The sequence below is a fragment of the Paenibacillus sp. J2L1-98 genome (genome assembly GCF_056269405.1).
This window is the reverse complement of the sequence record NZ_JBWDNW010000006.1, coordinates 172,222-199,014: the sequence shown is the minus strand read 5'-3', so window position 1 is coordinate 199,014 and position 26,793 is coordinate 172,222. Positions and strand designations below refer to the sequence as shown.

The 26,793-nt window shown below is 46.8% G+C and carries 22 protein-coding genes; all 22 read right to left on the bottom strand.

Going from position 1 to position 26,793, the window contains the following annotated elements; translation table 11 throughout:
* Positions 1-21: 21 nt before the first annotated feature.
* Positions 22-1,008, bottom strand: a complete 987-nt coding sequence (locus AC0YNZ_RS14375) for a polysaccharide pyruvyl transferase family protein (RefSeq protein ID WP_475827242.1) — start codon at positions 1,006-1,008, stop codon at positions 22-24.
* A gap of 79 nt (positions 1,009-1,087) precedes the next feature.
* Entirely contained in the window at positions 1,088-3,826 is a 2,739-nt protein-coding gene (locus AC0YNZ_RS14370; protein WP_475827241.1) for a chitobiase/beta-hexosaminidase C-terminal domain-containing protein, read from the bottom strand.
* Between the two features lie 246 nt (positions 3,827-4,072).
* Positions 4,073-4,963, bottom strand: coding sequence for a glycosyltransferase (locus AC0YNZ_RS14365; protein ID WP_475827240.1), 891 nt, complete (start codon positions 4,961-4,963; stop codon positions 4,073-4,075).
* The gene (locus AC0YNZ_RS14360) at positions 4,960-6,006 is read right to left on the bottom strand and encodes a glycosyltransferase family 4 protein (protein ID WP_475827239.1); all 1,047 of its coding nucleotides are present in this window, start codon (positions 6,004-6,006) and stop codon (positions 4,960-4,962) included. The genes AC0YNZ_RS14365 and AC0YNZ_RS14360 overlap by 4 nt, the downstream gene beginning before the upstream one ends.
* Positions 5,999-7,372: an oligosaccharide flippase family protein gene (locus AC0YNZ_RS14355; RefSeq protein ID WP_475827238.1), complete on the bottom strand. Its 1,374-nt coding sequence runs from the start codon at positions 7,370-7,372 to the stop codon at positions 5,999-6,001. Before AC0YNZ_RS14355 ends, AC0YNZ_RS14360 begins: the two co-directional genes overlap by 8 nt.
* A gap of 3 nt (positions 7,373-7,375) precedes the next feature.
* Positions 7,376-8,626 (bottom strand): glycosyltransferase family 4 protein, encoded by a 1,251-nt coding sequence (locus AC0YNZ_RS14350; protein WP_475827237.1) that lies wholly within the window; start codon positions 8,624-8,626, stop codon positions 7,376-7,378.
* Positions 8,623-9,972 (bottom strand): O-antigen ligase family protein, encoded by a 1,350-nt coding sequence (locus AC0YNZ_RS14345; RefSeq protein ID WP_475827236.1) that lies wholly within the window; start codon positions 9,970-9,972, stop codon positions 8,623-8,625. Before AC0YNZ_RS14345 ends, AC0YNZ_RS14350 begins: the two co-directional genes overlap by 4 nt.
* 23 nt (positions 9,973-9,995) lie before the next feature.
* A complete protein-coding gene (locus AC0YNZ_RS14340) occupies positions 9,996-11,252 on the bottom strand; it encodes a glycosyltransferase family 4 protein (RefSeq protein ID WP_475827235.1) in 1,257 nt (418 codons plus the stop codon).
* A 12-nt stretch (positions 11,253-11,264) separates the two neighbouring features.
* A complete protein-coding gene (locus AC0YNZ_RS14335; protein WP_475827234.1) occupies positions 11,265-11,933 on the bottom strand; it encodes a sugar transferase in 669 nt (222 codons plus the stop codon).
* The gene (galU, locus tag AC0YNZ_RS14330) at positions 11,933-12,838 is read right to left on the bottom strand and encodes a UTP--glucose-1-phosphate uridylyltransferase GalU (RefSeq protein ID WP_475827233.1); all 906 of its coding nucleotides are present in this window, start codon (positions 12,836-12,838) and stop codon (positions 11,933-11,935) included. The genes AC0YNZ_RS14335 and galU overlap by 1 nt, the downstream gene beginning before the upstream one ends.
* A 310-nt stretch (positions 12,839-13,148) precedes the next feature.
* The gene (locus tag AC0YNZ_RS14325; RefSeq protein ID WP_475827232.1) at positions 13,149-13,841 is read right to left on the bottom strand and encodes a CpsD/CapB family tyrosine-protein kinase; all 693 of its coding nucleotides are present in this window, start codon (positions 13,839-13,841) and stop codon (positions 13,149-13,151) included.
* Positions 13,822-14,577, bottom strand: coding sequence for a YveK family protein (locus tag AC0YNZ_RS14320; RefSeq protein ID WP_475827231.1), 756 nt, complete (start codon positions 14,575-14,577; stop codon positions 13,822-13,824). The genes AC0YNZ_RS14325 and AC0YNZ_RS14320 overlap by 20 nt, the downstream gene beginning before the upstream one ends.
* A 163-nt stretch (positions 14,578-14,740) precedes the next feature.
* Positions 14,741-15,025, bottom strand: a complete 285-nt coding sequence (locus AC0YNZ_RS14315; protein WP_475827230.1) for a hypothetical protein — start codon at positions 15,023-15,025, stop codon at positions 14,741-14,743.
* A 973-nt stretch (positions 15,026-15,998) separates the two neighbouring features.
* Complete coding sequence (locus AC0YNZ_RS14310) at positions 15,999-16,817, bottom strand: SPL family radical SAM protein (protein WP_475827229.1); 819 nt, start codon at positions 16,815-16,817, stop codon at positions 15,999-16,001.
* The gene (locus tag AC0YNZ_RS14305; protein ID WP_475827228.1) at positions 16,771-17,412 is read right to left on the bottom strand and encodes a bifunctional transcriptional activator/DNA repair enzyme AdaA; all 642 of its coding nucleotides are present in this window, start codon (positions 17,410-17,412) and stop codon (positions 16,771-16,773) included. Before AC0YNZ_RS14305 ends, AC0YNZ_RS14310 begins: the two co-directional genes overlap by 47 nt.
* Positions 17,413-17,494: 82 nt before the next feature.
* Complete coding sequence (locus AC0YNZ_RS14300; protein WP_475827227.1) at positions 17,495-18,544, bottom strand: M42 family metallopeptidase; 1,050 nt, start codon at positions 18,542-18,544, stop codon at positions 17,495-17,497.
* A 195-nt stretch (positions 18,545-18,739) separates the two neighbouring features.
* Positions 18,740-20,290: an ABC transporter substrate-binding protein gene (locus AC0YNZ_RS14295; RefSeq protein WP_475827226.1), complete on the bottom strand. Its 1,551-nt coding sequence runs from the start codon at positions 20,288-20,290 to the stop codon at positions 18,740-18,742.
* Between the two features lie 129 nt (positions 20,291-20,419).
* Positions 20,420-21,910, bottom strand: a complete 1,491-nt coding sequence (locus AC0YNZ_RS14290; protein ID WP_475827225.1) for an MDR family MFS transporter — start codon at positions 21,908-21,910, stop codon at positions 20,420-20,422.
* Positions 21,911-22,013: 103 nt separating this feature from the next.
* Positions 22,014-23,048 carry an alpha/beta hydrolase gene (locus AC0YNZ_RS14285; RefSeq protein WP_475827224.1) on the bottom strand — a complete coding sequence of 345 codons (1,035 nt, stop codon included), beginning with the start codon at positions 23,046-23,048 and terminating at the stop codon, positions 22,014-22,016.
* Positions 23,049-23,121: 73 nt separating this feature from the next.
* Entirely contained in the window at positions 23,122-24,648 is a 1,527-nt protein-coding gene (locus AC0YNZ_RS14280; protein WP_475827223.1) for an ABC transporter substrate-binding protein, read from the bottom strand.
* Between the two features lie 61 nt (positions 24,649-24,709).
* Positions 24,710-25,600, bottom strand: coding sequence for a carbohydrate ABC transporter permease (locus AC0YNZ_RS14275; RefSeq protein ID WP_475827222.1), 891 nt, complete (start codon positions 25,598-25,600; stop codon positions 24,710-24,712).
* 15 nt (positions 25,601-25,615) lie between these two features.
* Entirely contained in the window at positions 25,616-26,551 is a 936-nt protein-coding gene (locus tag AC0YNZ_RS14270; RefSeq protein WP_475827360.1) for an ABC transporter permease, read from the bottom strand.
* Positions 26,552-26,793: the final 242 nt, after the last annotated feature.

Below are 26,793 nucleotides of genomic sequence, written 5' to 3'. Positions count from 1 at the left end.
TGACTCCTCCTAAAATATTAGTTAACTGATTTGCGAAGCATTCGAATTTGTTGTTTTTCCTTCATTCTTCACAATCAATTGGGCGGAACCTATGCCGCTTGTCCATGTATGATAATAGTTGGAGTTCTTACCGTAAGAATTGTCCAGCAGCGTATTGGGCTTGTCCATTAGGCAGGACAAGATATGGCCATGCAGCCTTGACGTCTGCACTGTCCGGTAGCCGCTGAAGCGCTTGACTGCTTTATCTACCAGGTAATCGGTGTACTTGCCCCAAATCGTTTGCATCGGCAGCGGAGTGCCGCCTTTCTTAATCATTCTGACAATGAGATTAATCGATTTCTGCTCCACCCGGTTATACAGGGAGCCCCAATCCAAATAATCGCCGCGGCCCGCAGATTCGAGCTGCTCCTGCTCAACCGTTTTCTCAATATCGGTGCGGAAGAAGCAGAGCAAATCTTTGTCCGGGCTGTCTTTGTGCCGGATCGGCCATAATTGATGGGCCATGTCGGGTGATAAATAAACGTTGCATCTATGGAATTTCTCGGTTGCCGAGCGATAGGACAACGTGTCGCGGACATAGAGATGAATATCTTTATGTCCGTTGAAGACTTGCGCCGTCCGGTCGTATTCAGACTCGTTCTTATAAAATATCGTCTGTGGAAGCATCACGATCCGATGGTTCGGATAGCTGGTGATAATTTTCTCGCGCAGCTTCTGATGTGCAGGATAAAGGTCGCCGAAGTTCCCTCCCCCGTGCAGCACGATGATATGATCTTTCGGAATCACCAGTGAATCGGGAAAATCAAGCACGCTGTAGCGTGCGCGGACGCGAATATTATAATCCTTGAAGAACGCTTCCGTGCCTTTCATAATGAGCAGGTCGCCGCCGTTGCTGTGAACGGGAATATCGATATAGTAAATGTTGGAGCCCGGAGGAATGATATTCGAAATCTGGCGAAGCTCATTTTTAAGTCCATCCATAGGGTGAATTTTCGGTGTACTTTGCATGATAACCCTCTCCTATACGTTATTTTCTCTCTATCATTCGATGGTCAAAAACCGGAAATCATTTCTTCAATGCTTCCGCTCATTTTTGGCTGAAATCGTAATAAAATTTCGGCCGTTCTTTCAGCATCACCTTGTAGATGTCGTAGTTGGTCGCCATGATCTCTTCCAGATATTTCTTATAAGGACGGTCGGCGACATTCACAAGGCCTGAGTTATAGTGCTCTCCCCAAATTCCCTGCCAATATCTTCCCATGCCTGCTTGGTCCACATAATTGAACACATGAGCTCCCACAATGTAGTCCAGACTGGCTACTCCCTCCACATAATTCCGGTAGCGATTTCCCCTCTCTGACTGGTTATCGGCCGAATTTGGAAGGAGAGGCTTTAATCCTTGTTCCTTCGTACCGTAACCGAATTCGCTAAGCAGAATCGGTTTACCGCCCGACTTTTTGTACACATCTTCCAATAGATCGGTTTCGAGCTTATACGTGTAGTAGTTGATACTGATGACATCCACGTATTTCCCTTCTACCTTTGCCAGAACGCTCCGAAACTTCTCTTTGTGGAAAGGCGTCGTTATCCAGCGGTCTCCGAGAAGAAGATGATTCGGATCATATTTGCGGTAGATCCGTGAAACCGTTTCGAAGAACGTATCCAGATAATATTCAAAAAATTGGTCCATATCCTGCCAAGACGCCGAAGTATTGATCGGCAGCTCCGCTTCCTTCAGATCTTCAAAGGATTTGAAGCTTGTTCCCCAATGGCTGTTGAATTTGTCTATCTCTTGATATTTATCCTTCAGCATTTTAACCAAACGTGCTTTGATCGCCGTTTGGCTTGCCTTCAGCTTCGGCACATGGGAATAAAACTTGTGGAAATCGTATTCGTTGTCGATGAAATACCCGATCAGCATCGGGTCGTCCTTGTACGGCTTGACTGTTTTTGCAAACGACTTATCGATCTTGGCTTCTGCATCCGGCGCAAAAATGTCGAATATCGAAATCCCGTCAATCTTAGCCCAGCTCATGCTGTTCAGCGGAAGCATCCGCACGTGAGGCAAGTTGTTCTCATTACCGTATTTTTCAGGTGAATAGCCTCCCGCACTGTTAAAACCCCATTTTTTGAGGCGCTCGGCCGCTTCCGAATATATGGCATGCTCGGTTGGAACTTCCCCTGTTTTCCGGTATTTGTTAGCCAAATAGAATGAGAAGTTATCGGAATCGATAAATGCCGGTTTATATTCCTCTTCTTGAGAAGGAATAGATTCGAACAGCTCCTCTCGACCCTTTACCATCGTATAGGTTTCATGGGCCGTAAGTCCGTTCACCCCTAAGCTGAAAAAGAGATTGCCTTCCGGTGTTGTCATCACTTTGCGGCTTCCCATTTGCTGAATTGCAAAAAAGCCCGTTTTTTGCAACCCGTTTTTTGCCGCGCTGCCTGCCAGACCACCGTAACGGTCCCGGTCCGAAGGTGGTGTTAAACCGCCGTAATAGGAGGCGTCTGCCCCGGCATCCGCTTCCAGCTGCTGTTCGTTAGTCACCTTCTCAGGAAACCCGGCAGCTTTCATTTGACCGAACCTGTCCACTTTAATTTGGTCGCTTGCGTTGAGCGTATATTTACGGATGGGACTTGGCTCCATACCATTCGTAACCGCATAGGTTTCCAGCTCGTTATAACCAGTGAGTTGGAGCGGTTCGTTATATGGCTCGAAAGCTGGCCCCTTATTCAAACGGTAATAAATTTTTGCCCCGCTCGAAGCCGTGGACAGTACAGTCTCCAGTGAATCGGTACTTCTGGTTGACTCAACGTCCACGGAAGCCGTGTTTCGATTGAAAGTCACATTCGAAACTTGAGGCGACCATGACACCGGTCCGCGCAGCTCGATTTTCAAATACCTCGTGCCCGCCGGCAGTGACGACGCCTCGTAAGCGTACTTCTGCCAATTGGCTACCGGATAGTCTACCGAATAGGCTTCAGCAGAAATTTCCGTATAATCCTTCCCATTCTCCGAGATAAAGAACCGGTTTTTCTCGATGGCATTTCCAGCGAAAAAGTAGCTGTAAACCATAAAGGAAGAAATATCGTAATCCGTATGATATACGATGTTTCCAGGCTTAGCTGAAGTACGCACCATCCGATTCGAATCATTGCCGAAGTCATAAGGATTATTTTTCAAAATATATATCCTTGAGCGGTTGTAAATCTGTTTGAAGTTTTCGAGCGTATCATTCAATCCGACTTCTGTATTCAAAGAACCTTCCGGCATATACCGGTAAGTGGCAACCCTGCTGGCCGCTGATCTGCCCGAAGCCGAATGGTTCACGGCGATAACCTTCAACGCAAGCTCGTTCACCACCTTAATCGGTGAAGTATAAAGTTTGCGTGTAAGAGATGTTCTGGGGTCGCTGCCGTCCGTGGTGTAATATACGGTATCGCCGGCAGTTGCTCTTTCCAGCATCACCATACTGCCGTAAGGGACGGACCCCGAAGGCAGGTTGGAACTTACGCCCAATGCACCATTCAGCACCGCTTTCCCAACTACCGGCGAGTTAACGATATCGCTGCCCGTGTATTCTATTTTCAAATATCTTGTATCCCAACGTAAATTTTTTACTTCATACACGACAAAATTCATATCTCCGGCTTTGTAAATTTGCGGAGTCACGATCTCGTAATTTATACCATCGTCGGAAACATAAAAATTCGGATGATCGTACGTCCCGTTTCCTGAACGATAGTAAGTGTATAAAGAAAAATTTCTGAGAGGACCATTCGTCTTGTAGGTCATGTATTCCTTAGACGCATAGCCTCTCTTCACCCTGGTAGGATCATCAGCATCTGGATCTACTTGTAAAGAAAGTGTCTTTGAATGTTTGTAGACTTGACTCCAATCCACAAGATCATCAACTACTATTTCAGGAGAAGTAGAGATGCTTGCAAAACTGTGTGTCGGCATAAGGGTTATAAGTAAACTAGAAATCAACAATAAATAAAGCCATGCTCGTGCTCTATTATTTTTCTTTAAGTTTGCTCTACTATCCAAAATGTACCTCCACTTTCGTTTCTAGTTGTTATAGGTGCGCAAAACTCCGTTGATCTGTCCGTTATTGTATATAATCTTGCTTACATTACGGAAAATCCGACGCTTATCGAAGAAAAAAATAATCGTCAACAGCAGGAACACCGGAACCTTCAGGACGGATTTGACGAAAATGCCTGATTTCCGCTCCGAACTGACTGCACTGCTCACACCCTGCCAATAAATCCTTCGCAGCAGCCATTTTCTGCTAACTCTGCTGCGCGGAATTTTATGCCGCACCCAGGCATGAGGTGTGTAATAGACGGTATAGCGGCTGCGGATTCGATCAATGAGCTCGGCTTCCTCGCTTGAAAGCAGGTTGCTCCCCACTCTGCCCAGATCCTCGCGGAAGGGTTTAAGCGATTGGAAGACGGATTTGCGGAATGCTACATTGGCTCCGAATGGTATGGACGGCTTTTGCATTTCTACAATTTCATCTGAATAGTCCAAAATGGTATAAAGCGTCCGGTTTTCCGGCAAAAGCCAAGTTGGCTCCGCCCCTTCCCATGCGGGTATGATTTTTCCGCCGACGCAGCCGATCCGTGGATCGCTCTCAAATAAGGAGACAATTCCACTGATCCATTCCTTGGAAGCTACTGCATCATCGTCTAAGAACAGCACATATTCGCCCTTCGCTTCTCGAAGCGCACGATTGCGGGCTACAGAGAGCCCCAGCCGTTCTTCATAAACATAAATAATCGGGATGCTTGTCATCTGATTGACTTCTTGAGTAACCTGTTTGGTGTTGTCGGTGGAACGGTTGTCAACCACAATCACCTCAAAAGCACCCGTAAAGTCTTGCCTTAAGAGACTTAATAGAGCTTCCTTCACATCATCAGCTCTGTTATGGGTGCAAATCGCTACCGTTGCTTTCATGCGTTCACCTCGTACCGTTTTGTTCCGGTATAAACTTTTATCATTTTTCCGGCTATACCCTGCCAGTCCAGTTCTGCCAATTTTTTCGAAATGTTCTTCTCTACCTCATTCATATTCATGTTGACCGACATCGCAAGCGCCTTGCGTAATCCGTCCGGGTCAGCAGGATCGTATAAGATTCCGCATCCTTCGGAAACATATTCGCTGAGCGAACCGAGCTTGGGCGCAACAACCGGCTTATAATGAGAAAGAGCCAGAATCGCGCTTCCGGAAGTCGTTATCTGGTTATAAGGGAGCACCATAACATTACCTGCATGTAAGTAGTCGACAAGTTCGTGATCATCCACAAACTGAGGATAAACTTTGATGCTGCCGTCGTTAATCGGATCGATGTAATCCAATTTATAACCCTCATCCACTTTTCCCGCTATCAGCAGTCCAGCCGACTCCATCTTAAGCGATACAAAAGCTTCGACAAGCTTTTCAATTCCTTTATAAGAGTTGATTCTGCCGATAAATAAGAAGAGAAACTGTTCAGGCGGAATGCCGAATCGCTTACGGATATCCGTCCCTTTGCCGACATATGCATCCACATAATGTCCATGCGGTGTGACGATCAGCTTATCAGCGTTCACCCCGAACGTCTCGATAACTTCTCGTTTTACCGCTTCACTCATGACGAAACCTTTGTTGCAGACGGACAAAATGAACTTTCGCATCATATAATCCCATCTCTTATTTCCCGTAGAATGCGGCCAAATGTTATGAACGGTCCAAAATAACCGTACACCCCGAACTTTCAAAAACAAAAGAAGTCCTGCAAATAACAGAGACTTCACGATCGTTAGGGGGAAGTTGGATGCCCGATACGAGTAACTGGGCCAATGCATATGAACGATGTCTCCCTTTGCAGGTTTAAGGGTGTTCTTCGTATCGTAATGTTCCACCTGCAAACCGTTATCCTCGATGGACTTTGTCAGCAATTCAGAGTATTTGTTATACTCGCTAACTTTTGGCCACATGTAAACTGTTGGGTTACTCATCCATTCCACCTGCTCTTCCCGCTCTTTTAATGATGTTTTTTTCTCTCAGACGACCGATCAAAAAGCGGAAATCGTCTTTATCAAAAAGCATACCGGCAAACCTTACCTTAAACACGACCCTCATCGCAGCTATCGTGATCAGCATTCTCACCAACGCACCGACTAATAAAGCAAGGGCAATTCCGTTCAGACCGTATAAAGGGGTAAATATAAAAAATAGTCCGATCGTAATCGCAAGTGCTATAACTTGCCGGATTAGCACGAGACCAGGACGGCCCAATGCGTTGAACGAAGCTGCCAGAATCCAAGATCCGCCGCCGAGAATGCATTCAAATGATAGAAGATAGAAAGCGGTGCTGGCCTCCAGAAATTCCTTACCGAATAAAATACCCATCAGGAATCTGCCGATGAATATACTCGGTACGACCACGATCGTCATCAGGATAAGCGATAACCGGAAAGCCCGGCCGACCGTTGAGATAATCTTGTCCTTGTCAAGCCCAGTCAATTTCGGAAAGATGACATTCGAGATGGCCATCTGAACCGTATTGAAAACGCGGGACAGAGCATACACGACGCTATACAGACCGAAATCCCGCGGCGTGAGCAGCGACAATATAATGATTTTGTCAAACTGCGAATACAAGGTTCCCAGCAGCTCGACACCAAATACCCTGCTTCCGTAACCGAACAACGACTTTGCCGCTACACGGTCAACCATCCGCTTGAACCAATTGATTTTCAGCTCGCCCCTCAGTTGGAACAAGGACCAAATGACGACTAACAATGTCGTGATCAGGTAGACAAACGAGGCAGCGTGGATATCTAGCACTCCGATCATAAAGAGTGCGACGATACCCGCCAAATTAAAAATCGGAACAAACAACCTCACACCGTTATAGATTTTGAAGTTGTCCGTACTTTGCGCAAGTGCCGCGATCAGATTGACCGCAAGCAGCAGCGGCAGCGTCAGCACGGTGTACCACCTGGCGGTCTCAATAACGTCGGCAGAATAGTTACCCAGCCAAACCGGAAGATAGATCCATGAAATCACGCCGACAATGATGCTGACCGGGAGTTGGAACAGAAAACCTGCCCTGATGAACTCCGCTCCTTTGCCGACATGCTGTTTCATGTTGTAAATAAGGGAAGTGGGAAGTCCGAATCCAACAACCCCTACTAAGAAGGTCGCCCAGAACAGAATCGCCGAAAATTCCCCTTTGCCTGCGACGCCGAACATTCTCGCTGTCACGATGGAGGTCAGCGTGGTTACGACCATCACCATAAAATTAGTTGCGCTTGTACGCAAAATCGTTTGAACAAGACCATTCCCTTTTAATACTTTACGGATTGCCAATTGTGCCATAGATTACCTTCCCACATCGGCCTTTATTTTTTTTCCATTTGAAAAAGTCTTCTCCGATTGTGCAATACCGGTTACCTGTGACAGTACCGATTTATATAATTCCGTATGCCGTTCAAGCAGCGATTGTTTGGTGAACTTGAGACTGTGTTCCAGACTTTGTCTTTGTATCGTTCTTTTCTCTTCATCCGAGAATAAGTAATATTCCTTTAACTTATCTTGGATAGCTCCTGAACTGCCTGGAGCAAAAAGAAATTGACGATCCGGCACAACGTCCGGAATTCCTCCTACTGCTGAGGCGTATACGGGCGTACCGACTTGATAGGATTCGATGAGGACCCGCCCGAACGGCTCTTCCCAAATCGAAGGAACAACGGTGACATCTACCTGGGCCATGAGCTCCCGCGCCTCTTTCGGCTTCACTTTACCGGTGAACACGATGCGGTCGTCATGCCCGCACGATTCCGATAGCTCTTCTTTCAGCTTGCCTTCACCGCATACATATAGTCGCTCAATCATCTCTCTCGGTAACGAACGGATGGCATCAGTTAATTCACGGACGCCCTTCTCCGGTTCGATTCTGCCGAAATAGCCAATGCGAAGCGGCTTACGGGCGAAATCCTTCTCGCCCGCGACGATGTCCCCATCAACTACGTTCGGAATGACCAGATGTTCAGCATTCGGAAACAATCCCTCTTCCGTATGTCGATTCAAAATATGCGAAGATATACCAACAACCGCGGATACCCGTTTGCTGAATCCAAGGGAAGTCAGTCTGTATATCCGCGACATCAGTGGGCTCGATATTGGCGAGCTGACAGGCGAGATAAGCGAATAATCCCTTAATGTATGAACGATCGGCACACCTGCTTTGAAGAAAGCTGTCCATATCCCAGCCCCGAAACCGGACAAATTCTGAGTATGAACCAGATCAGGTTTTAATTCCTTTATCAGGTTCGCCACCGTTCCGATTTGCATGGGATTGTAAAGATCGATAAGTCTGCGGGCCACTTTACTCAGCTTGCCGCGTTTTTCCGAATCGCCGATCCAATACATATTGTTGTAAGGAACACGATGAACGGTAACCCCGTTAATCAACTCTGACGTTATACCGGCGCTTCTCTTTTGTGCTCCTGTCGTAATGACATGAACGTCAGCCGCTGCTGTTGCAAACGTTTCGGCTAAGATTTGTGTCGATATTTCCGCACCGCCAATAATATGCGGGCTGTACAAACTATTTACAATAACGATTTTCATGCCCTTCGTCTCCATTCGCTATAGATGGGTCTAACAGGTGGTATCGGACCTTTAACCCGAACGGGTACACGTGCAGGCATACCAGTACGTATAGCTTCCGTTTCGAACCCTCCCCCGCGGATGAACCCGAACAACAACCAGAAATCCAGAAACGCATAAGAATCAAAGTTCATGACGAGTGAAATGCATAACGCAAAAGCGAATTTCGAATACGAATTTGCCCCACAGCTGCGAAAAATCGAAACCAGAAATCCTCCAAAAAGGATAACCCCGATAAGGCCTTCCTCAGCGAACACCTTCGACACCATATTTCTCGACGTTGCTGCATAGGGATCATTAAATACCAGATCGTAAACTTCACTGAATTTCAATCCGCTGCTGAAATGCTGCTGTAGGAGGGAGGCAAACTCTGTATAATAAAATCCGCCACCCACCCCAAAAATTGGATGTCTGGCAAATTCCATAAAACCGATGGCCGGATATACCAGCCGAATAAAAAATGAATTATCATTGTTTATTAATTGACTGAAATTGAACTGAAACCGATCTGTAAAATAGCCGCTTACCTTGAACGTTTCGATCAGATAAGGCACGCCTACAACAATAACAAAAGCGCAGACAGCCAGAACAACCAGCATCCGGCCCCTGTTCTTGTTCGTTATCAGTACATAAATGACCAGCGCGGTCAGCAGTACGGTGTACGCGTAAGCGGAGAAGGAAAGTATCATAAGCAGCATAGTAGCGATAAGCAGATACATTTGCTTTCGGAACCCCTGTTTATACAGGAAGAACATGATTAGCCCGCCGCTCAGCATATGGATCGCCGCCCAGGATGGCTCGCCTGACAACATTTGAATCCTCCGGAGATACACTTTATCCGCAAACAGTCCCGTAAAGGCTCCGGAAAACCCGTTTCGGACGAAAAATGCATCGAATAGCTGCAGAAATCCGGCTGCAAGCGGAGGAATAAAGGCTACAGCAATACATTTGGCGATACTCTTTATAATCTCCGGATCTTCTTTCGCTTGTTCAGCGGCATATACCGCTACCCGATACATAGAAAGACCAAACAGCAGCGTGATAATATGCGACACACTGCTGGTAATATCACCGCTTCTCGTCGCAACGATCATAGAATGCCCGATGCTATACATCGCGAAAACGAGAAGGAATATATCCCACTTCTTAAACCTGAATTCGGTAAACAGGAGCAAGATAGAAGCGAGAAACATCGGAAACATCGATATTGGCCTATAGACCGAGAATTGGATAAATGGCAAACTGTCGTACGTCAAGAGCGTCAGGGATAACATAAATAGCGCAATAACAAGATTTCGAATAACCAACACCTGCTCTTTGCGCAATGTCCCTACGATAGAATCAACTCCAGATTTTTACGGGTCACGGAGCTGCTGAAATGATGGGTCACGTAACGGATCGAATTGCGCGAAACTTTTTCGTTTATCTCTTCGTTGTTCAATAATAGGAGAACATTTTGTACCATCTCATCATCCGTTTCACAGACGAACAGATCCTCATGATTGATTGCGTTGATGCCTTCTCCGCCGATCGGATTGGTTACGACCGGGACTCCCCAGGACATAGCCTCGACGATCTTCGTTTTAATTCCTGTGCCAAAAAGCAGCGGCGCGATCATTAATGCGGCATCGCTCACGACCCGCTTAACGTTATCCACTTCGCCAGTTACGATAATGTCAGGATAGTTCTTCTGCAGTTGAAGCACTTCGGCAGTCGGATTTTTTCCGATGATATAAAACTTTGCTTTCGGTGCCTGCTGCTTCATCTTGGGCCATATCTTCTCACAGAAATAGACGACGGCGGAGCTATTATGCGGGATGTCCATTTTCCCTACAAAGACGATCTTGTTCCTGTCATACTTACGAGAATTCCCCGTTATTTTCTTATCCGGGTCGAATCTCATCGGGATGCCGAGACAAGACCGATGTTGGACCATATCCCGGAAGGTCTCCGCTTCTTTAGGAGAAGTAAAGATAAGATGCTGGAAATTATCAGCTACCGTTTTCTCGTACTTGTGCAGCAGCTTGCTTTCGAAAGCGACAAGCCATTTTTGAATGAACTTCAAATTTGCAAACCGCTTGATACCGGCTGGGAGCTTATCCGAAAAGCCGCCGAATACGGACGGAATGTATTGAAACCATTGAAGCTGCCGTTCATAGCGCAATGACAGAAGATCATCGTAGCTGAGCACCTTTTGCGAGGTTCCGTCCGTAACGTATTCCGCTACCCGCACCATATCGTAAAAGATGAATTCCGGCTGCTCTTCCTCGATCATTTCTTTGATCAGCCGATGTGTTCTCCGGGAGTAATAAACGGATACTTGCAGCGGCCACTTCCGCATTAACAAGGAATAAACCAGTACATTGAACAGTTTTTCGGCCATACCGGGCAATTTCAGACATACCAATCGAGAAATCGCATCCGGCTGATCCTTCAGGTACTTAGCGTCATCAACGAAAGACAAGTTCACGATCTGACATTCGGGATATATATCTTTGATTTGCTGAATGTACTGCTGAAGCAGATTTTTTCTGCCGTCCGTATTTGGAAATGGAAGCCGGTTCGTAATAAACATCATCTTTTTCATCAATTTCCCACCTTAGAAAGCATCCTTTGCCCCCAGGAGTACTCTGAATGTCTTGAAAATGATTTTCAAGTCGGCCCCAATGCTGCGATTTTGGATATACTTCAAGTCCAGTTCAACCATTTCTTTAAAACTTAATTCATTACGGCCGCTTACCTGCCAAAGTCCTGTACAACCAGGTTTAACCGTTAAACGCAGTTTGTCGTAAGCAGTATACTCCGCAACTTCCCTTGTAAGAGGTGGTCTTGGACCTACCAAAGCCATATCGCCTCGGAGCACATTGATCAGCTGGGGGAGCTCATCGATGCTTGTTTTTCGAATGAACTTCCCGATTTTCGTAATACGCGGATCGTTCTTCATCTTGAACATAGCGCCTTGAATTTCATTCTGAGCGAGAAGGTCTTTCAGTTTTTCTTCCGCATTGCTTACCATGGAGCGGAATTTATACATCCGGAATGGCTTCTCGTTCTTGCCGATTCTTGTTTGATAGAATAATACGGAGCCTTTCGGATCCTCTAATTTAATCAGAATGGCAATGATAACAAACAGCGGGCTTAACAGAATTAATCCAATCAGCGATCCGGTAATGTCAAGGGTACGTTTTAACACCGAATGGAGGGAATTCTCATATAAATTAGTAGAGTTATTCAATACCACTTCATCGCGATATTGGGGACGCATCATTATTCACCCCCTATGCCTATTAATTGTTGTTTCACATGCTCCCGTTCCAATAATTCTCCAAGCTCGCTCATAAGCTTGTGTCGAAGATCTTTATTCCGAAGCGCAAAATCGACCGTTGTCATAATAAAGCCGTGTGTTTCACCCACATCATAGCGCTTGCCTTGGAAGTCATAAGCGTAAACGCCTTTATCTACATTCAGCTTTTGAATCGCATCGGTTAGCTGAATTTCTCCGCCAGCGCCAATCTCTTGCTGCCCTAAGTAATCGAATATTTCCGGGGTCAGAATATATCGGCCCATAATGGCCAAATTGGATGGAGCCTGTCCTTTCGGAGGCTTCTCTACAAAACGTTTCACTTGATACAGACGATCCATCGCCTCGCCAGGATCGACAATCCCGTACCGGTCTGTCTGATCCGCATTGACGGTTTGAACGCCGATGACCGAACGTTCGGTACGCTCATACTGCTCAATCAGCTGCCTGATGCAAGGCACTTCGGCTTCTACGATATCATCGCCAAGCAGCACAGCGAACGGTTCGTCTCCGATAAAATTGCGTGCGCACCATACGGCGTGCCCGAGCCCTCTCGCTTCTTTTTGCCTTATATAATGAAGATTTACATTGGAAGACTTTCTAACTTTTTCCAAAATGTCGAATTTCCCTTTTTCCTCCAAGGTATATTCCAACTCGAACGCAATATCAAAATGATCTTCAATCGCCCGTTTACCTTTACCAGTCACGACGATGATGTCTTCTACCCCGGATTCAATTGCTTCCTCTACGATGTACTGAATGGTGGGCTTATCAACGATTGGAAGCATTTCTTTCGGCATCGCTTTCGTCGCCGGCAAAAACCGGGTACCGAGTCCTGCAGCAGGAATAATAGCTTTTCTCACTTTTTTCATTTGATTTCACCCTATCCTATTTTTTATTTTTTTATCGCATTCTTCCGAGATGCTAAAAATGCGAGCTATGCTTTCCTTCTCTCTGAGTGTCTTGAAGCGTCTCGGAGAGCATAGCTCAGATTTTTAGAAAAAAATCTGAGGTAAATAGTAAATAAAGATTGCAAGGGCATTAAACCCATCCTCACGTCACACCCTTGACGATAAACGTCTAAGGTCGGCTGACCCACAGCATGACCGAGTGCCTCCGGTGATAGAGGTGCAGGAGACATTACCATCCAATCCAACTTAGCTATTGTTCGGTGTAATGATACTAAGCGTCGTTGCTAGCTCCGTAATAGTAGGAATAGGAATCCGAGTGATTTCGGTTGATGTTATTGAGAACGACGCCGATAAGATTGGCTTGTACATGCTCGAGTGAGGCCTTAGCTTTGAGCACAAGCTCTTTTTTCACTTTTCCCGATTCGATAACTAGAACGACGCCATCGCTTTGGGTGGCAACGATTTGAGCATCCGTTACGGACATGATCGACGGTGTGTCGATGATGATCACATCGTATGTTTCCCTCATTCTCTCAAGCAGCGCCCCCATAGGTTTCGATGACAGCAGCTCTGATGGATTAGGCTTAGTCGGACCTGCGGTAATGACCGACAGATTCTCTGTATTCGTATACTGAATGACATCCTTCGGTTCTTGTTGATTGAACAAGACGGTGGTCAAGCCTTTATGGTTAGAAATATTGAAAATGTGATGCTGTGCCGGTTTTCGCAGATCCGCGTCGATCAGCAGCACCCGTTTGTTCGCTTGAGCGAAAGACACTGCCATATTGGCGCAAGTGATGCTTTTTCCTTCGTTTGGTTTGGAAGAGGTGACCATAATGATTTGCAGCTTATGATCGATCGTTGAAAACTCGATGTTTGTGCGCAGCATCCGATATCCTTCAGAGATCGGCGATTTCGGATTTCTTTCCGTAATAAGGTTCCATTTACGTATCAAGCGAGACATTGCTTCCCCTCCCAGCTCTTGGCGTTAGCGGGGCATTGCTTCCCCGTTCAGTAGCATCACTTTCTTTAATCCTCGGTATTGAAGTCAGTACCGGAACGCCTAGAAGTATCTCGATGTCTTCTTCGCTCTTTACGGTATCATCCAAATGATCCAGCAGGAAGGAAAGGCCTATACCCGCCATCAGCGCCAGTATGAATGCGACGGCAATATTTGTGTTTGGATTCGGAGCCACCGGGCCGTGTTTCTCCTTCGGATCGGCTTGATCCAAGACAGAAACATTATCAATCTTCATCAGTTCAGGAACTGATTTTTGAAAAACGATTGCAACGGCGTTTGCGATATTAGCCGCCTTCTCATAAGAATCATCAACGACGGTCACGGTCATGATCTGCGTTTCAGAAGCTGAGCTTACACTTACCTTGCCAAGGAGCTCACCGTACGTCTTAGCTAGTTCTGGGTACTCTTTGATGACTTTTTTCATCATACGTGGCGTTTTAATGATTTCTTTATAGGTTTTGATGAGTCCAATCGTGGAGTTAATTGAGCCAACATCCATACTAGGAAGCGGTGCGCTGCTGTCCTTGTAATCATTGACAATTAGTTTTGTAGAAGCTTCATACTGTGGGTCGATGAACTTGTAGGAGTAAATGCCGATGGTCAGACAGCTTACTAAAGTAATCAACGCGATCAATAGCAGCCTTCTTTTAACGATGAACCAATAATGTTTTAATTCCAAGTCATTTCCTCCGTTACTGGTTGAGTCATCTTGCTATATAAAATTAAAAATTACTCATAAAGAATATAATTTTCATATTATTATTCGAAACGCGAACTATTAGGTATCGTTTTTCGTAGGAGCATCCAGTCTGTTCGCTTCCTAATTACGGTTATGTATCTGCTTATTTACTTATGTTCATAAACTCATCTACCGTTCCGCCATTCATGACGTGCTCCATCATATCTTCCGAGCATGCATGATGTCCCATCTTCTTAAGCAGCAGCGATACAAGCTCAGCCAGATCAACGTGTTCGTTCCGAGGCGTGTAACCGGTGAGCATAAGAAGATCAGCCAGCGATCTCGATTCCTCTAGCTCTACTTTATTTAATAGAGAAGGATCTTCGGATAGTATATTCAAAAATCGCTTCAGCCTTATTCGTTTCTGCTCTACATTCAAAACATTCATCTTTGAAGCCCTCCATTCATCAACTCGCTCGTTCTCTCATATGTTCACTCACGTAAACTAGATTGCTACAAATCGACAAATAACACAAGATTCATTAGGAGGTTCTAATGTTAATAAATTATAATTTATGCCGGAAGTTCTGATTATTCGCCTAATTGATTCCAAGCGTCATGTCAGCCTTGCTTCCACCGTGATTACAAGTATGACACAGATTTTTGCAATTCTTGAGGGAATAAAGACATGTTGTCGATTAGACATTCCAGCTCATTTTCAAAATGGTTTTCATAAGTACGGGCTCCTAAATTTTCTGCATTGGCGTTTATTAGTTTTCTCATAATTAGCATCTGAAAAGATAAATTTGTCAATTGGAAGCGCTTTATGTATATTTATTAATACACCTTCTTCAGACTCATTCAGTATATGTATAAACTGACGATATCCCTTGTAAAATCAACGAAGTTGACTGTCCTATTACAATTATTCCATTCAAATTTCATTGAAAATTACGCTCTATTTATGATTAAATAAGGGACTATTGACCAGTATCCTACTAAAGTAGGATATAAAAACTGCTCGACATTTTCCGCGCGCCCCTTTGAGTGACCATTTTCACAGATGATAGCGTTATCTTTTTGGCGAAAAAATAATAAATTCATGATATTCATTCAAAAATATGCTTTTTTAATCTCTAAAAACGTACATTTCAGGGTAGTTGCATAGATATTCATGTTAATTTGCCTCGTATGCTTTGCGGCCTATCAGGATTTCCGACCTTGAATCGGGATGAATATAAAGCTGCGGGAGCACTGAAATTGGAACTATACCGGTTCCGTTTATTTCATAATGACTATTCCGCTTTCTTCTCCTAACGTCCTGGACCGAACTTCATTTGGGAAATCATTCATTCGATCAAAAAAAGGGTTAACCAAGCAGTCAGTCCATGATCTGCTGGTTAACCCCTTCCTATTACGGTTTACGGCAAAAATCCTTCCTGGCTCAAATAAAGCTGTTCTCCGGAAAAAACATGCATCAGCCGATCATAGACGATACGGTATGCGGAAGGCGAATACCACTCCTCTAAGCCAAGCTCTTCGTACAACGTGTGAATGCCCAGGCTTCGCGTCCGTCTCCCCCCGCTGCCGTCTCCCATAAAATAATCGTCCAGACAGACGCGGTCGACCACTTTCTTCAATACGTCCGGAAATGCTTCGCTGCTCGGCAGCACGGGAGCAATCGTTGCCTGAACCGGAACGCCCGCATCCGAGAGCAGCTGCAGCGTCTTTAATCTGGCGCGGATAGGAGGCGCGGCCGGCGTAAATTGCTTGCGTATGTCCTCCAGGTCCGTTTCAACGGTCATGCTCACACGAACTCTCTCTTTTAATAGAAGCAATAAATCAATATCTCTGCTGACGAGTGGACTCCTGGTTTGTACGAACAAAAAGTCCGGCGGGTTTTCAACCATCACCGCTAGCAGCGATCTCGTCACCTTCTCTTTATATTCAACGGGTTGATAGGGATCTGTGCTCGACGACATAAATATGGTAACCTTTCCTTTGCTTTTGGCCCTGTGCAGCTCTTTACGGAGGATAGCCGCCGCTTCCAGCTTAACGTCTACCCAACTGCCCCATTCTTGCTTACGGAACGTAGCGACCGGCATTTGCCGGACATAACAATACGAGCAGCCGAACGAACAGCCCGTATACGGATTGAGCGAATAGCTGTAGCCCTTAAGGAAGCCCGTTCCTTTATTGAGAAGCGTCTTCGGATTTTTGAACAATAGCTCCGTTCTCATATTCGTTCTCGTCCCTGCTCTCCTTGCTTCGATTTGAATGACGGTAATCGTTAGGCGTACGCCCGATTCTCTTCTTGAACAGCGTTATAAAATAGGAAGTATTGGGCATACCCACATCAAATCCAATAGCCGAAACAGATTTATCCGTATAGGTAAGATAATCCTTAGCTTTGCTCATTCTCGTCTGCTGGATATATTCGACCGGCGTTATTCCTTTAATTCGTTTAAAGGTCCGCTGCAAGTGATAAGGGCTGCCATGGCACATATCGGCCAAATTTTCGAGCGTTAAATTTTCGTTATAATTGCTGTTGATGTATTGCGTAATCAAAGCCACCCATTCATCATCAGGCAAGCATTCCCCGGTCGGCTTGCATCGTTTGCATGGACGGAAATGGGCTGACAGCGCTCGCTCCGCATTTTCGAATAGGCGAACGTTTTCCTGTTTTGGCGCTTTGGACTTGCAGGAAGGCCTGCAAAAAATACCTGTCGTTTTGACCGCGTATATAAACTTCCCGTCATAAGACGCATCATTGCTTATAATGGCTTGCCACTTCTCTTCCGGTATGCTTTCCCCGCTATGGTCTGCTTGACGCATTCACCTCACCTCCCTACACAGTATACCCCGTTATCGGTTCGATGTACGCTATAGCGAATGTAAGAGCAAGATTTCGAAACGGTTACTCCATCACATAAGCAAGCAGCAAAGCGGCTGTGCCTGCAATCGCATCCACATGCGTCCGCTCCATTCCATGCGAGGCATGAACCCCCGGCCCGATCAAAGCCGCACGGATATTGCTTCCGCCGCGCAGCGCTGCAGAAGCGTCGGAGCCATAGTGCGGATAAATATCGACCGCATAGGCCAGTTTTTCGCGTTTGGCCAGTTCGATTAGCCTGGTGGTCATATTATAATCGTATGGCCCGGTAGAATCTTTGGCGCAGATCGAGACATCCTGCTCCGTCGCCGAAAGATCATCTCCAAGCGCCCCCATATCAACGGCAATCATTTCCGTAATATCCGCCGGGATATTGGAGCTTCCGTGCCCTACCTCCTCATAGGTCGATAATATGAGCTTGAGCGTGCGGGAAGGGGTCCTTCCTTCACGCTTCAGCCACTCCATGAAGCCGAGCAAAGCAGCTACACTTGCTTTATCGTCTAAATGACGTGATTTGACAAAGCCGTTTGGCAGAATACGTGTCCGAGGCTCCCAGGATATGAAGTCGCCAACGGAAATGCCAAGTCCCTCCGTATCCGCTTTCGTTTTCACCAGCTCGTCGATGCGAATTTCCATATTCGCTTCCTCGCGCTTCCAGTCCCTGGCATCTGAGAATACATGCACGGAAGCTTTAGTAGACAACACGGTTCCCGCATATTTTCGGCCATCGCGTGTGTGAATTAAACAGTATTCTCCTTCAACCGTATGCATCGCATAGCCCCCGACCGGCGTAAACCGAATCATTCCGTTTGGCTTAATCGAGCGAACCATAGCACCAAGAGTGTCGAGATGAGCCGATATGCCAATGACTTGGTCAGACTTTTCCCCCTGAATGGTAATGACACCATTTCCTTTAGGCGTTATCTCCAGCGGGTAGCCGAGCCTTTCTGTTTCAGCCTCCATATACTTCATAATGTCCATGCAGTATCCGCTAGGGCTCGGAATGCTTAGCAACGCTTCCAGCCGGCTGACGATATATTGTCGATTTAGCTGCGGCACGAGTGGTAAAGTCATATTTTTGTTCTCCTTTTATATAGGGATAGTGGAACAAGCTCAGCATGCAATGATCTTGTCATTCCATTGTAAGCGATTGGAAGGCAGGATCAAACTGCCGCTTGCCCGAAGCCGTCCTGTCCTAAAGGTTATATAGGTAGGCAAAATACAAAACCCCCGCAATGACAATCCGTCATCACAGGGGCTGATACTCTTTTATTTGTTGTTAGCTGCAGCCCATGCCTCCAGCTGCTTTTGTTTCTCGGCGATAATCTTGGCAATTCCCGCTGCTTTCAGCTGTTTATTGAATTCAGGCAGCTTAGACTCCGGATCGACAGTTCCCGTTTCCAGCGCAATCTTATATTGGTTCTGGACGTTCGTAACCGCTGCGATTTCCGTTTTGACCGAATCGGCATTAAAGGTGAAGCCCAGCGCTTTCGATTTGATTGCGTTTTTATTAAATTCGGCCAGCTTATTCCAAAGCTCCGGGTCATCCCCGTTCCAGATGTGGGACAGGGACTGATTTCCGAACATCCATCCCATTTGCAGGTTATAGCCGGAATTGGTTGCGTCAACACCTTGCGGGTAATCGATAATATTGTCGGACACTTTCACGTAATGCTTTTCTTCGATCCCGTAATCCAGCAAATTAATGAAGTCTTTGTCGGTGTACATCATGTTGAGCAGCATCATAGCTCTCTCCGGATCCTTTGAGTTTCTTGCAACACTCCACATGATTGATGTAATGTTAGACGTCGCTGTGACCGCAGGTCTGAAGTGTATCGATACCATCTCTTTGCCTGTCGTTCTCGATTCTTGTGTCTCAATGCCAGGCTTCATATGAGATATAAACGAGAATGCTTTGCCGGACTTAACCAAATTGTATTGCGTCTCCGTGCTTGTAGCGGCATCCTTGGCAATATAGCCCGCTTGATACCATCTTCTGACCGTATTCAGCATCTCTGCGTATTCCGGCGTCTCATACATGTTCACGACCTTTAGGCCGTTGTCATGGCCCGGAAGCACGCCAAATCCTTCACCCAAAATGTCAAAGAAGCTGCCTACATAAATATCAAGAATAGATGTTCCGTACTTGACTGTCGGAATGACGTTAGGCTCGTTGTCCTTAATGGTTTTGAACACGGCATCCAGATCGTCCAGCGATTTAATCGCGGTCGTATCAATGTTATACTTTTCAACTAAATCCTTGCGCATTGTGATTCCATAGTCCGCGGCCAAATCCCTGATGCTCGGAACGGCGTATATTTTACCGTCAATTCTCGTAGCGTTCAAGAATGCCGGATCAAGGGCGTCAAGCGCATCCCTAACCCCTTGCCCTTGCTCGTCCAAATAGCCGTCAAGCTCGAGAAACTGCCCTTTAGCCACATCCTGGCTGTAGGTTCCGAGCCCGCTTACGATCAAATCCACCTGCTCGTTCCCCGACATCATCAGCGTTTTTTGCTGTGCCCATGCGCCAAAGCCAATTGGAACCAACTTTACTGTCGCATTGATTTTTTCCTTGGTCATTTTGTTGATTTCGTCCGACACCAGCTTCAAGTCCTTCGGTTCCCCGCCTGCCGGAAATACCATTACAAGCTCTAAAGGTTTCAATTTTCCGCTTGCATTACCGCTTTCCCCTTCCGAAGCTGCTCCGTCATTCCCGGAATTAGCAGCATTATTGCCTCCGTTGCCGCATGCGCTGATCAACATAGTTAATGCCAATGCTAACAGTAGAAATGTTCTTGCCACATATTTGTTTTTTGACATTGCTGTGACCTCCCTATTTGTTTAAATGAAAGCGTGTACACTTAGTAGAATAGATGAAAACGCTCAACCCAACTATCAGATTTCCGACATCCCATTTTCGATTTTCCGCTGTCTCTCCTAATTTACAAATTAATGTACGGCAGCCGGCCTGCTCTCCACTTCACCTGCAGGCGGAACCGAGCGCTTTAGAAAAAATAGAGAGGTCAGCAGAGCAACCACGACAAAGCCGAAGGCGAGCAAGAATGCCTGCTTCATGCCTGCCGTCATCGCCAGCGTCTGCAATTCAGAACCCGGTATGACGCCCGCTTCATTTGCCGTAAAACGGCTGGAACCTGTCGTCATGACCGTTACAAGCAGCGCCATCCCCATTGCGCCGCCAACCTGCTGGAGCGTACCGGCAATAGCCGTGCCGTGCGGATACAGCCGTCTCGGAAGCCCGTTCAAGCCGTTCGTCATGACCGGCATCATCAGCATTGAAATACCGAGCATGAAAAGCGTATTGAGAACGGTAATCATCATATAGGAAATAGAAGGCTTCATGAAGCCAAAGCCGCACAATGTGACGGCCATGAGCGTAAGACCGGTAACTGCCAGCCACCTGGCCCCGTAACGGTCAAACAATCTGCCGGTTATCGGCGACATAATGCCCATTACAACGCCGCCTGGGAGCATCGCTAAGCCGGCAAGCAGCGGCGTATACCCCAGCGCATTCTGAAGAAAGATCGGAACGAGCATCATCGTTGAGAACATCGCCATCATAACAATCATCATAATCATGACCGAGATTCTGAACATGCCGAATTGAAAGGTTCTTAAATCCAGCATCGGCTGCCGCATCGTCAGCTGCCGTCGGCAGAACCAGATAAGCGCGCATGCTCCAGCTGCAATCGGCCAGAGCACCCCTGGATCCGACCAGCCCCCGCGATCTTCTCCTGCACTGCTGAATCCGTAAACGATCCCGCCAAACCCAACCGTAGAGAGAAGCATGGAGAGCGGATCAGCCTTGCGCTTTCCTGATTCCGTAACGTTTTTCAACCGCAGATAAGCAAAGAGCATAACGAAAGCCGCAATCGGCAGCACGCTGAAAAACAGCACACGCCAGCTGTAATGCGCAACGATCAAGCCGGATAACGTAGGGCCGATCGCGGGCGCAAACGTTATAACGATCCCGACCGTCCCCATCGCAGCGCCTCTTTTATGAAAAGGCACAATAGCCAGCACGACATTTGTCAGCAATGGAAAAAGCAGCCCGGTTCCCGCCGCTTGAATCAGCCTTCCTGCAAACAGTACGGCAAAACCGGGGGAAATCGCCGCTACTAGCGTGCCTGCTGCAAACATTCCCATAGCAGAAAGAAACAAAGCTCTTGTCGTGAAACGCTGTATGAATAAGGCGGTAGCCGGTATAAGCACGGCAATAACCAGCAAATAGCCGGTGGTCAACCACTGGGCGGTGCTCGGCGAGATGCCGAGATCGTTCATAATCGGCGTCAGCGCTACATTGAGTAACGTTTCGTTCAGAATCGCGACAAACACCCCAAGCACCATGACGAGCACGATTAACCGGTTGCCCTTGCTGCCGAAAGCCGATTCCTCTTGGTCTTGTACGTTTGATAAATCCATACAGCTTCCCCTCTCTATACGAAAAAGGCCGTCAGGGCGGAATACTCCACTCGCTGACGGCATCCGTTTATCTCATCTTAATGCCTCGTTTCTAGTGATCCGATTAATTGAACCGCCTCTTGACCGCCTCGGCGATTTCTTCCATGCAGTCCTCCGCTTGCGGATATAACCCGATTTTATCTATGAATGCATGATCCATGCCGTTATAGCGAATGAGTCTCGTTGGAACGCCAGACCGGAACAGCTTGCGTGCGTAAGCTTCATCTTCAAGCCGCAAGAAGTCGTACTCGGCCACAATGACAAGCGACTCGGGCAATCCGTTTAAATCATCGGCTAGCAAAGGCGAAACATAAGGATGCTCCGGGCTCGTTTGCTTCTGTAAATACATGTCATGGAAGAAACTGCCGCCCTGCTTCAATCCTTCAAGTGCAGGGATGATGAGCTCCCGGTGATTATGAATGGTGTATTGTTCGATGCTCCATTCAAAATCCTCGGTCTGGACGCCTGCCATGTTGACCGACGGATAAATAAGCGCTTGAAATTGGATCATGCCGCTGCCGCGGTCACGATCCATCATCGCGCATACCGTCGCCAAATTCCCTCCCGCGCTGTCGCCGCAGACGGCTATTTGCTGCGGATTTACGCCGATCTCGGCGGCATGGCCGAACACCCATTTCACCGCATCGAAGCAGTCGGTAAGTCCAGCGGGATATGCATGCTCCGGAGCCAAGCGATAATCGACGGAGACCACGACCGCATCCGCTTTATCCGCCAACGCTTTGCATGGATTTTCGACCGTTTTCAAACTTCCTCCGATAAATCCGCCGCCGTGAAAAAACACGATGCAAGGGCGTTCCCCGTCCGTCTCCGGCGAATAGATGCGAACCGGAATGCTGCCATTTGTTCCGATAATCTCCCGGTAAACCGTTTGAATAACCGTACGGGTGATATCCGTGTTCTCCCAGCCCATGAGCTCCCTGATCTGTTCGACCGAGAAGCTGCTAAGGTCCGGGGCCGGCATTGACTCCTTATCGCCTTCATCGGAATCACGTTTCGTCCGATTTAATACTTCATATACTCTCGGATCAAGCTCTCCCGCCGCATGGGAACCAGGAATTTGCTTCACAACCGTTTCCATCTGCAATCCCGCCTTTTCATATGGTCTGTTTTACTTGGAGGGCGGTGCATCCGAATATCGCGCCGCCCTATCATCATGAGTTCCCGGCTGCCGCCCAAGCTTCCAGCTGCTTCTGCTTCTCGGCAATGATCTTGTCCAGCCCCGCTGCCTTCAACGCTTTAATAAATTCCGGCAACTGCTTTGCAGGGTCTACGGTTCCCGTTTCCAAGGCGATTTTGTATTGGTTCGACACATTCGTTACCGCCGCGATCTCCGTTTTGACCGCATCGACGTTAAAGGTGAAGCCCAGCGCCTTCGACTTTAACGAACTTTTGTTAAACGCTGCAAGCTTGTCCCAAAGCTCCGGGTCATCCCCGTTCCAAATATGAGACAGAAACTGGTTGCCGAACATCCATCCCATCTGCAGATTATAGCCCGAATTCGTCGCATCTACGCCTTTAGGAAAATCAATCATGCTGTCAGATACCTTTGTGTAATGCTTGCCTTCAACACCATAGTCAAACAAATTGACCAGGTTCTTATCGGTATACATCAAATTCAGCAGCATCATGGCTCTTTCCGGATTTTCCGAATTTCTCGCAATACTCCACATGAAGGAAGTGATGTTAAACGTCGTCGTTACAGCAGGTCTCAAATGGACCGATACCATTTCCTTGCCTGACAGTCTCGATTCTTGATTTTCAATGCCGGGCTTCATATGAGAGATAAACGAAAACGCTTTTCCGGACTTCACCATATTGTATTGCGTTTCGGTGTTAATAGCGGCATCCTTGGCAATGTAGCCGGCCTGATACCACCTTCTCACCGTATTCAGCAGTCCGGCATACTCCGGCGTCTCATATATGTTCACGACTTTAAGACCGTTGTCATAACCCGGCAGCACGCCGAAGCCGTCTCCCAAATTATCAAAGTAGCTGCCTAAATAAGTATCAATAATCGAATTTCCGTACTTCACCGTCGGAATGATGCCTGGCTCATTTGCTAAGACCGTTTGGAAGACGGCGTCCAAATCGTCCAGCGATTTAATGGCTGACGTATCGATTTTATATTTGTCGGCCAGATCTTTACGCATTGTAACGCCGTAATCGGCCGCCAAATCCCGGATGCTCGGAACGCCGTACACTTTACCGTTGATTCTTGTGGCATCCAGGAAAGCCGGATCAAGGCTGTCAAGCGCCCCCGTGATCCCTTGGCCTTGTTCGGCCAGGTACCCGTCAAGCTCAAGCAGCTGGCCTTTGGATACTTGCTGGCTGTACGTGCCAAGGCCGCTGACGATCAGGTCGACCTTCTCATTGCCTGACAGCATAAGAGTCGTTTGCTGCGGCCATGCTCCCCATCCGATCGGAATAAGCTTTACGGTCGTATTTATTTTTTCTTTCGTAATCTTGTTGATCTCGTCCTGCACGGCCATTAAGTCCTTAGGTTCGCCGCCCGCCGGGAACACCATCGTTACTTCATAGCCATCTTTCCCGGAATCGGTCCCGCTTCCCTCCGCATTACCCGCAGTATGGTTCCCTTTCGATGCACAGCCCGCAATCAACAGCATCACGACTAGCAACAACAGCATAAACGTCCTGCATGGTTTTCTTTCCACTTTCATCCTGCTCCTCTGTGTTTGATTATCTCTCTAGTATGGCTATCCAGTATGAACAGAGAAAGTATTATCCTTTAACAGCGCCAATCGTCAGACCCTTCACGAAATACTTTTGGAAGAACGGATATGCGATCAAGAGCGGAATAACCCCGATAGCGGCCATCGCCATCCTCATCGATGCAAGAGGAATATTCGCTGCAATTTCAGCTGTTCGACTGCCTGCTTGAGTTGAAGTCTGCAAAAACTGAACGTCCAGCAAAATTCGATTCAACAGGTTCTGAAGACTATAGTACTGACTATCGGTAATATAGATCAAGCCGTTGAACCAGTCGTTCCAATACATGATCGTGTAAAATAATCCTACTGTGGCGAGCACCGGCGTCGACAAAGGCAATACGATGCGGTAAAAAATTTTCCATTCCTTCGCTCCGTCGATATAAGCCGATTCGATAATAGCCGTCGGAATGGAGCTTGCAAAAAAGGTGCGCATCAGGATGATATAAAATCCGTTCATCAGCAAGCCCGGTATGATTAAGGCCAGCATCGTATTTTTCAAATCGAAATAATTCGTATAAAGCAAATAGGTTGGTACAAGGCCTCCGTTGAACAGCATCGTAAAAAACACATAGAAAGCGAGCGTGTTGCGGAACGGCATTTCAATCCGCGAAAGCGGATATGCCACCATCGCTGTAAGCGTCAAGCCGAGTGCCGTGCCTGCAAAAGTCGTTAAAACGGTGATGCTGTAAGCACGGAATATTTCTGATGAGCTGTTCCACAAATAACCGTATGCGGAGAAGCTTATTTGATCGGGAAGAAAGGCGTATCCGCTGCGGACAAGCTCCATATCGTCGGTAAGGGAAGCGGAGAATAACAGCCAGAACGGCATGATGCAGAAAAATGTGAAGACGATCATGATGATGTTAATAATCCATTGATAAAGCTTGCCGGATGATTGCATAGAACCTCTCCCTTTCTAGAACAGCGCGTTGTCTTTATTGTATTTTCTTACAACAGCATTAGATACGATAACCAGAATAAAGCCGACAAGCGCCTGGTACAAGCCGGCGGCCGAGGACATCCCGATGTCGCCAAGGTTAATGAGTGCACGGTATACATACGTATCGATCGTGTTCGTAACCGGCATCAGCGCGCCGGTATTAAGCGGCACCTGGAAGAACAAGCCGAAGTCGGAGTAGAAAATCCGCCCGATCGCGAGCAGGGTCATGATCGTGATAACCGGAGAAACGAGCGGAAGCGTAATCTTCATAATTTGCTGCCATCTGTTAGCGCCGTCAATCGTCGCTGCTTCGTAATACTCGTTATCGATGCCGATGATCGCCGCTAAATAAATGATGCATAAATTTCCTACGCCCTTCCACACGCTCACGATCGTCAGAATCCATGGCCAGTACTTCGTCTCACTGTACCAAGAGATTGGCTCTAAACCCATCATCGGCAGCAAGGTTTTGTTCATGAATCCGTTTTCAACATCAAGGAAACCCAGTACCAGGTAGCCGACAATAACCATGGATATCAAGAAAGGAAGCAAGATCAGCGTCTGGTAAAGCCTGGAGAAAAAGCGTTTGCGGATTTCATTCAGCATAATCGCAAGCGCTAATGCAATTGCCGTGTTGAGCAGAATAAAGGATACATTATAAAGCAGCGTATTTCTTGTAATGATATAAGCATCCGTCGTTTTAAACAAATACTCGAAATTTTTAAGCCCAATCCAATCACTGCCCATAATCCCTTTCGCAAAATTGATGTCCTTAAACGCGATGACGATACCGAACATCGGCAAATAGTTGTTAATAAGCAGGTACAAAAGGCCGGGAAGCGCCATCAGTACCAAAGCGCGGTATTTCTTTACTTTTCTCATCTCCAATGCGAATGTTGCATTCTTCTTCATCTTCAATGAGACCTGCTTCATATTTGGGGTTACCGTCTCAGAATTTGCTTGCACGGGTCTCGACCACCTTTGGTTTCATTTATTTGCTTGCTTGGTCTAATACTATCGCAAAGCAAATACCCCAACTACTAATAATCCGACATCCGGCTTTTGAGTTTCCGACATGAATCGAAAGCAAAAAAATGCCGTTAAAGGCGGGCCCTACACCTCTTACGGCAACGCTTATTTAATGAATATTAAAA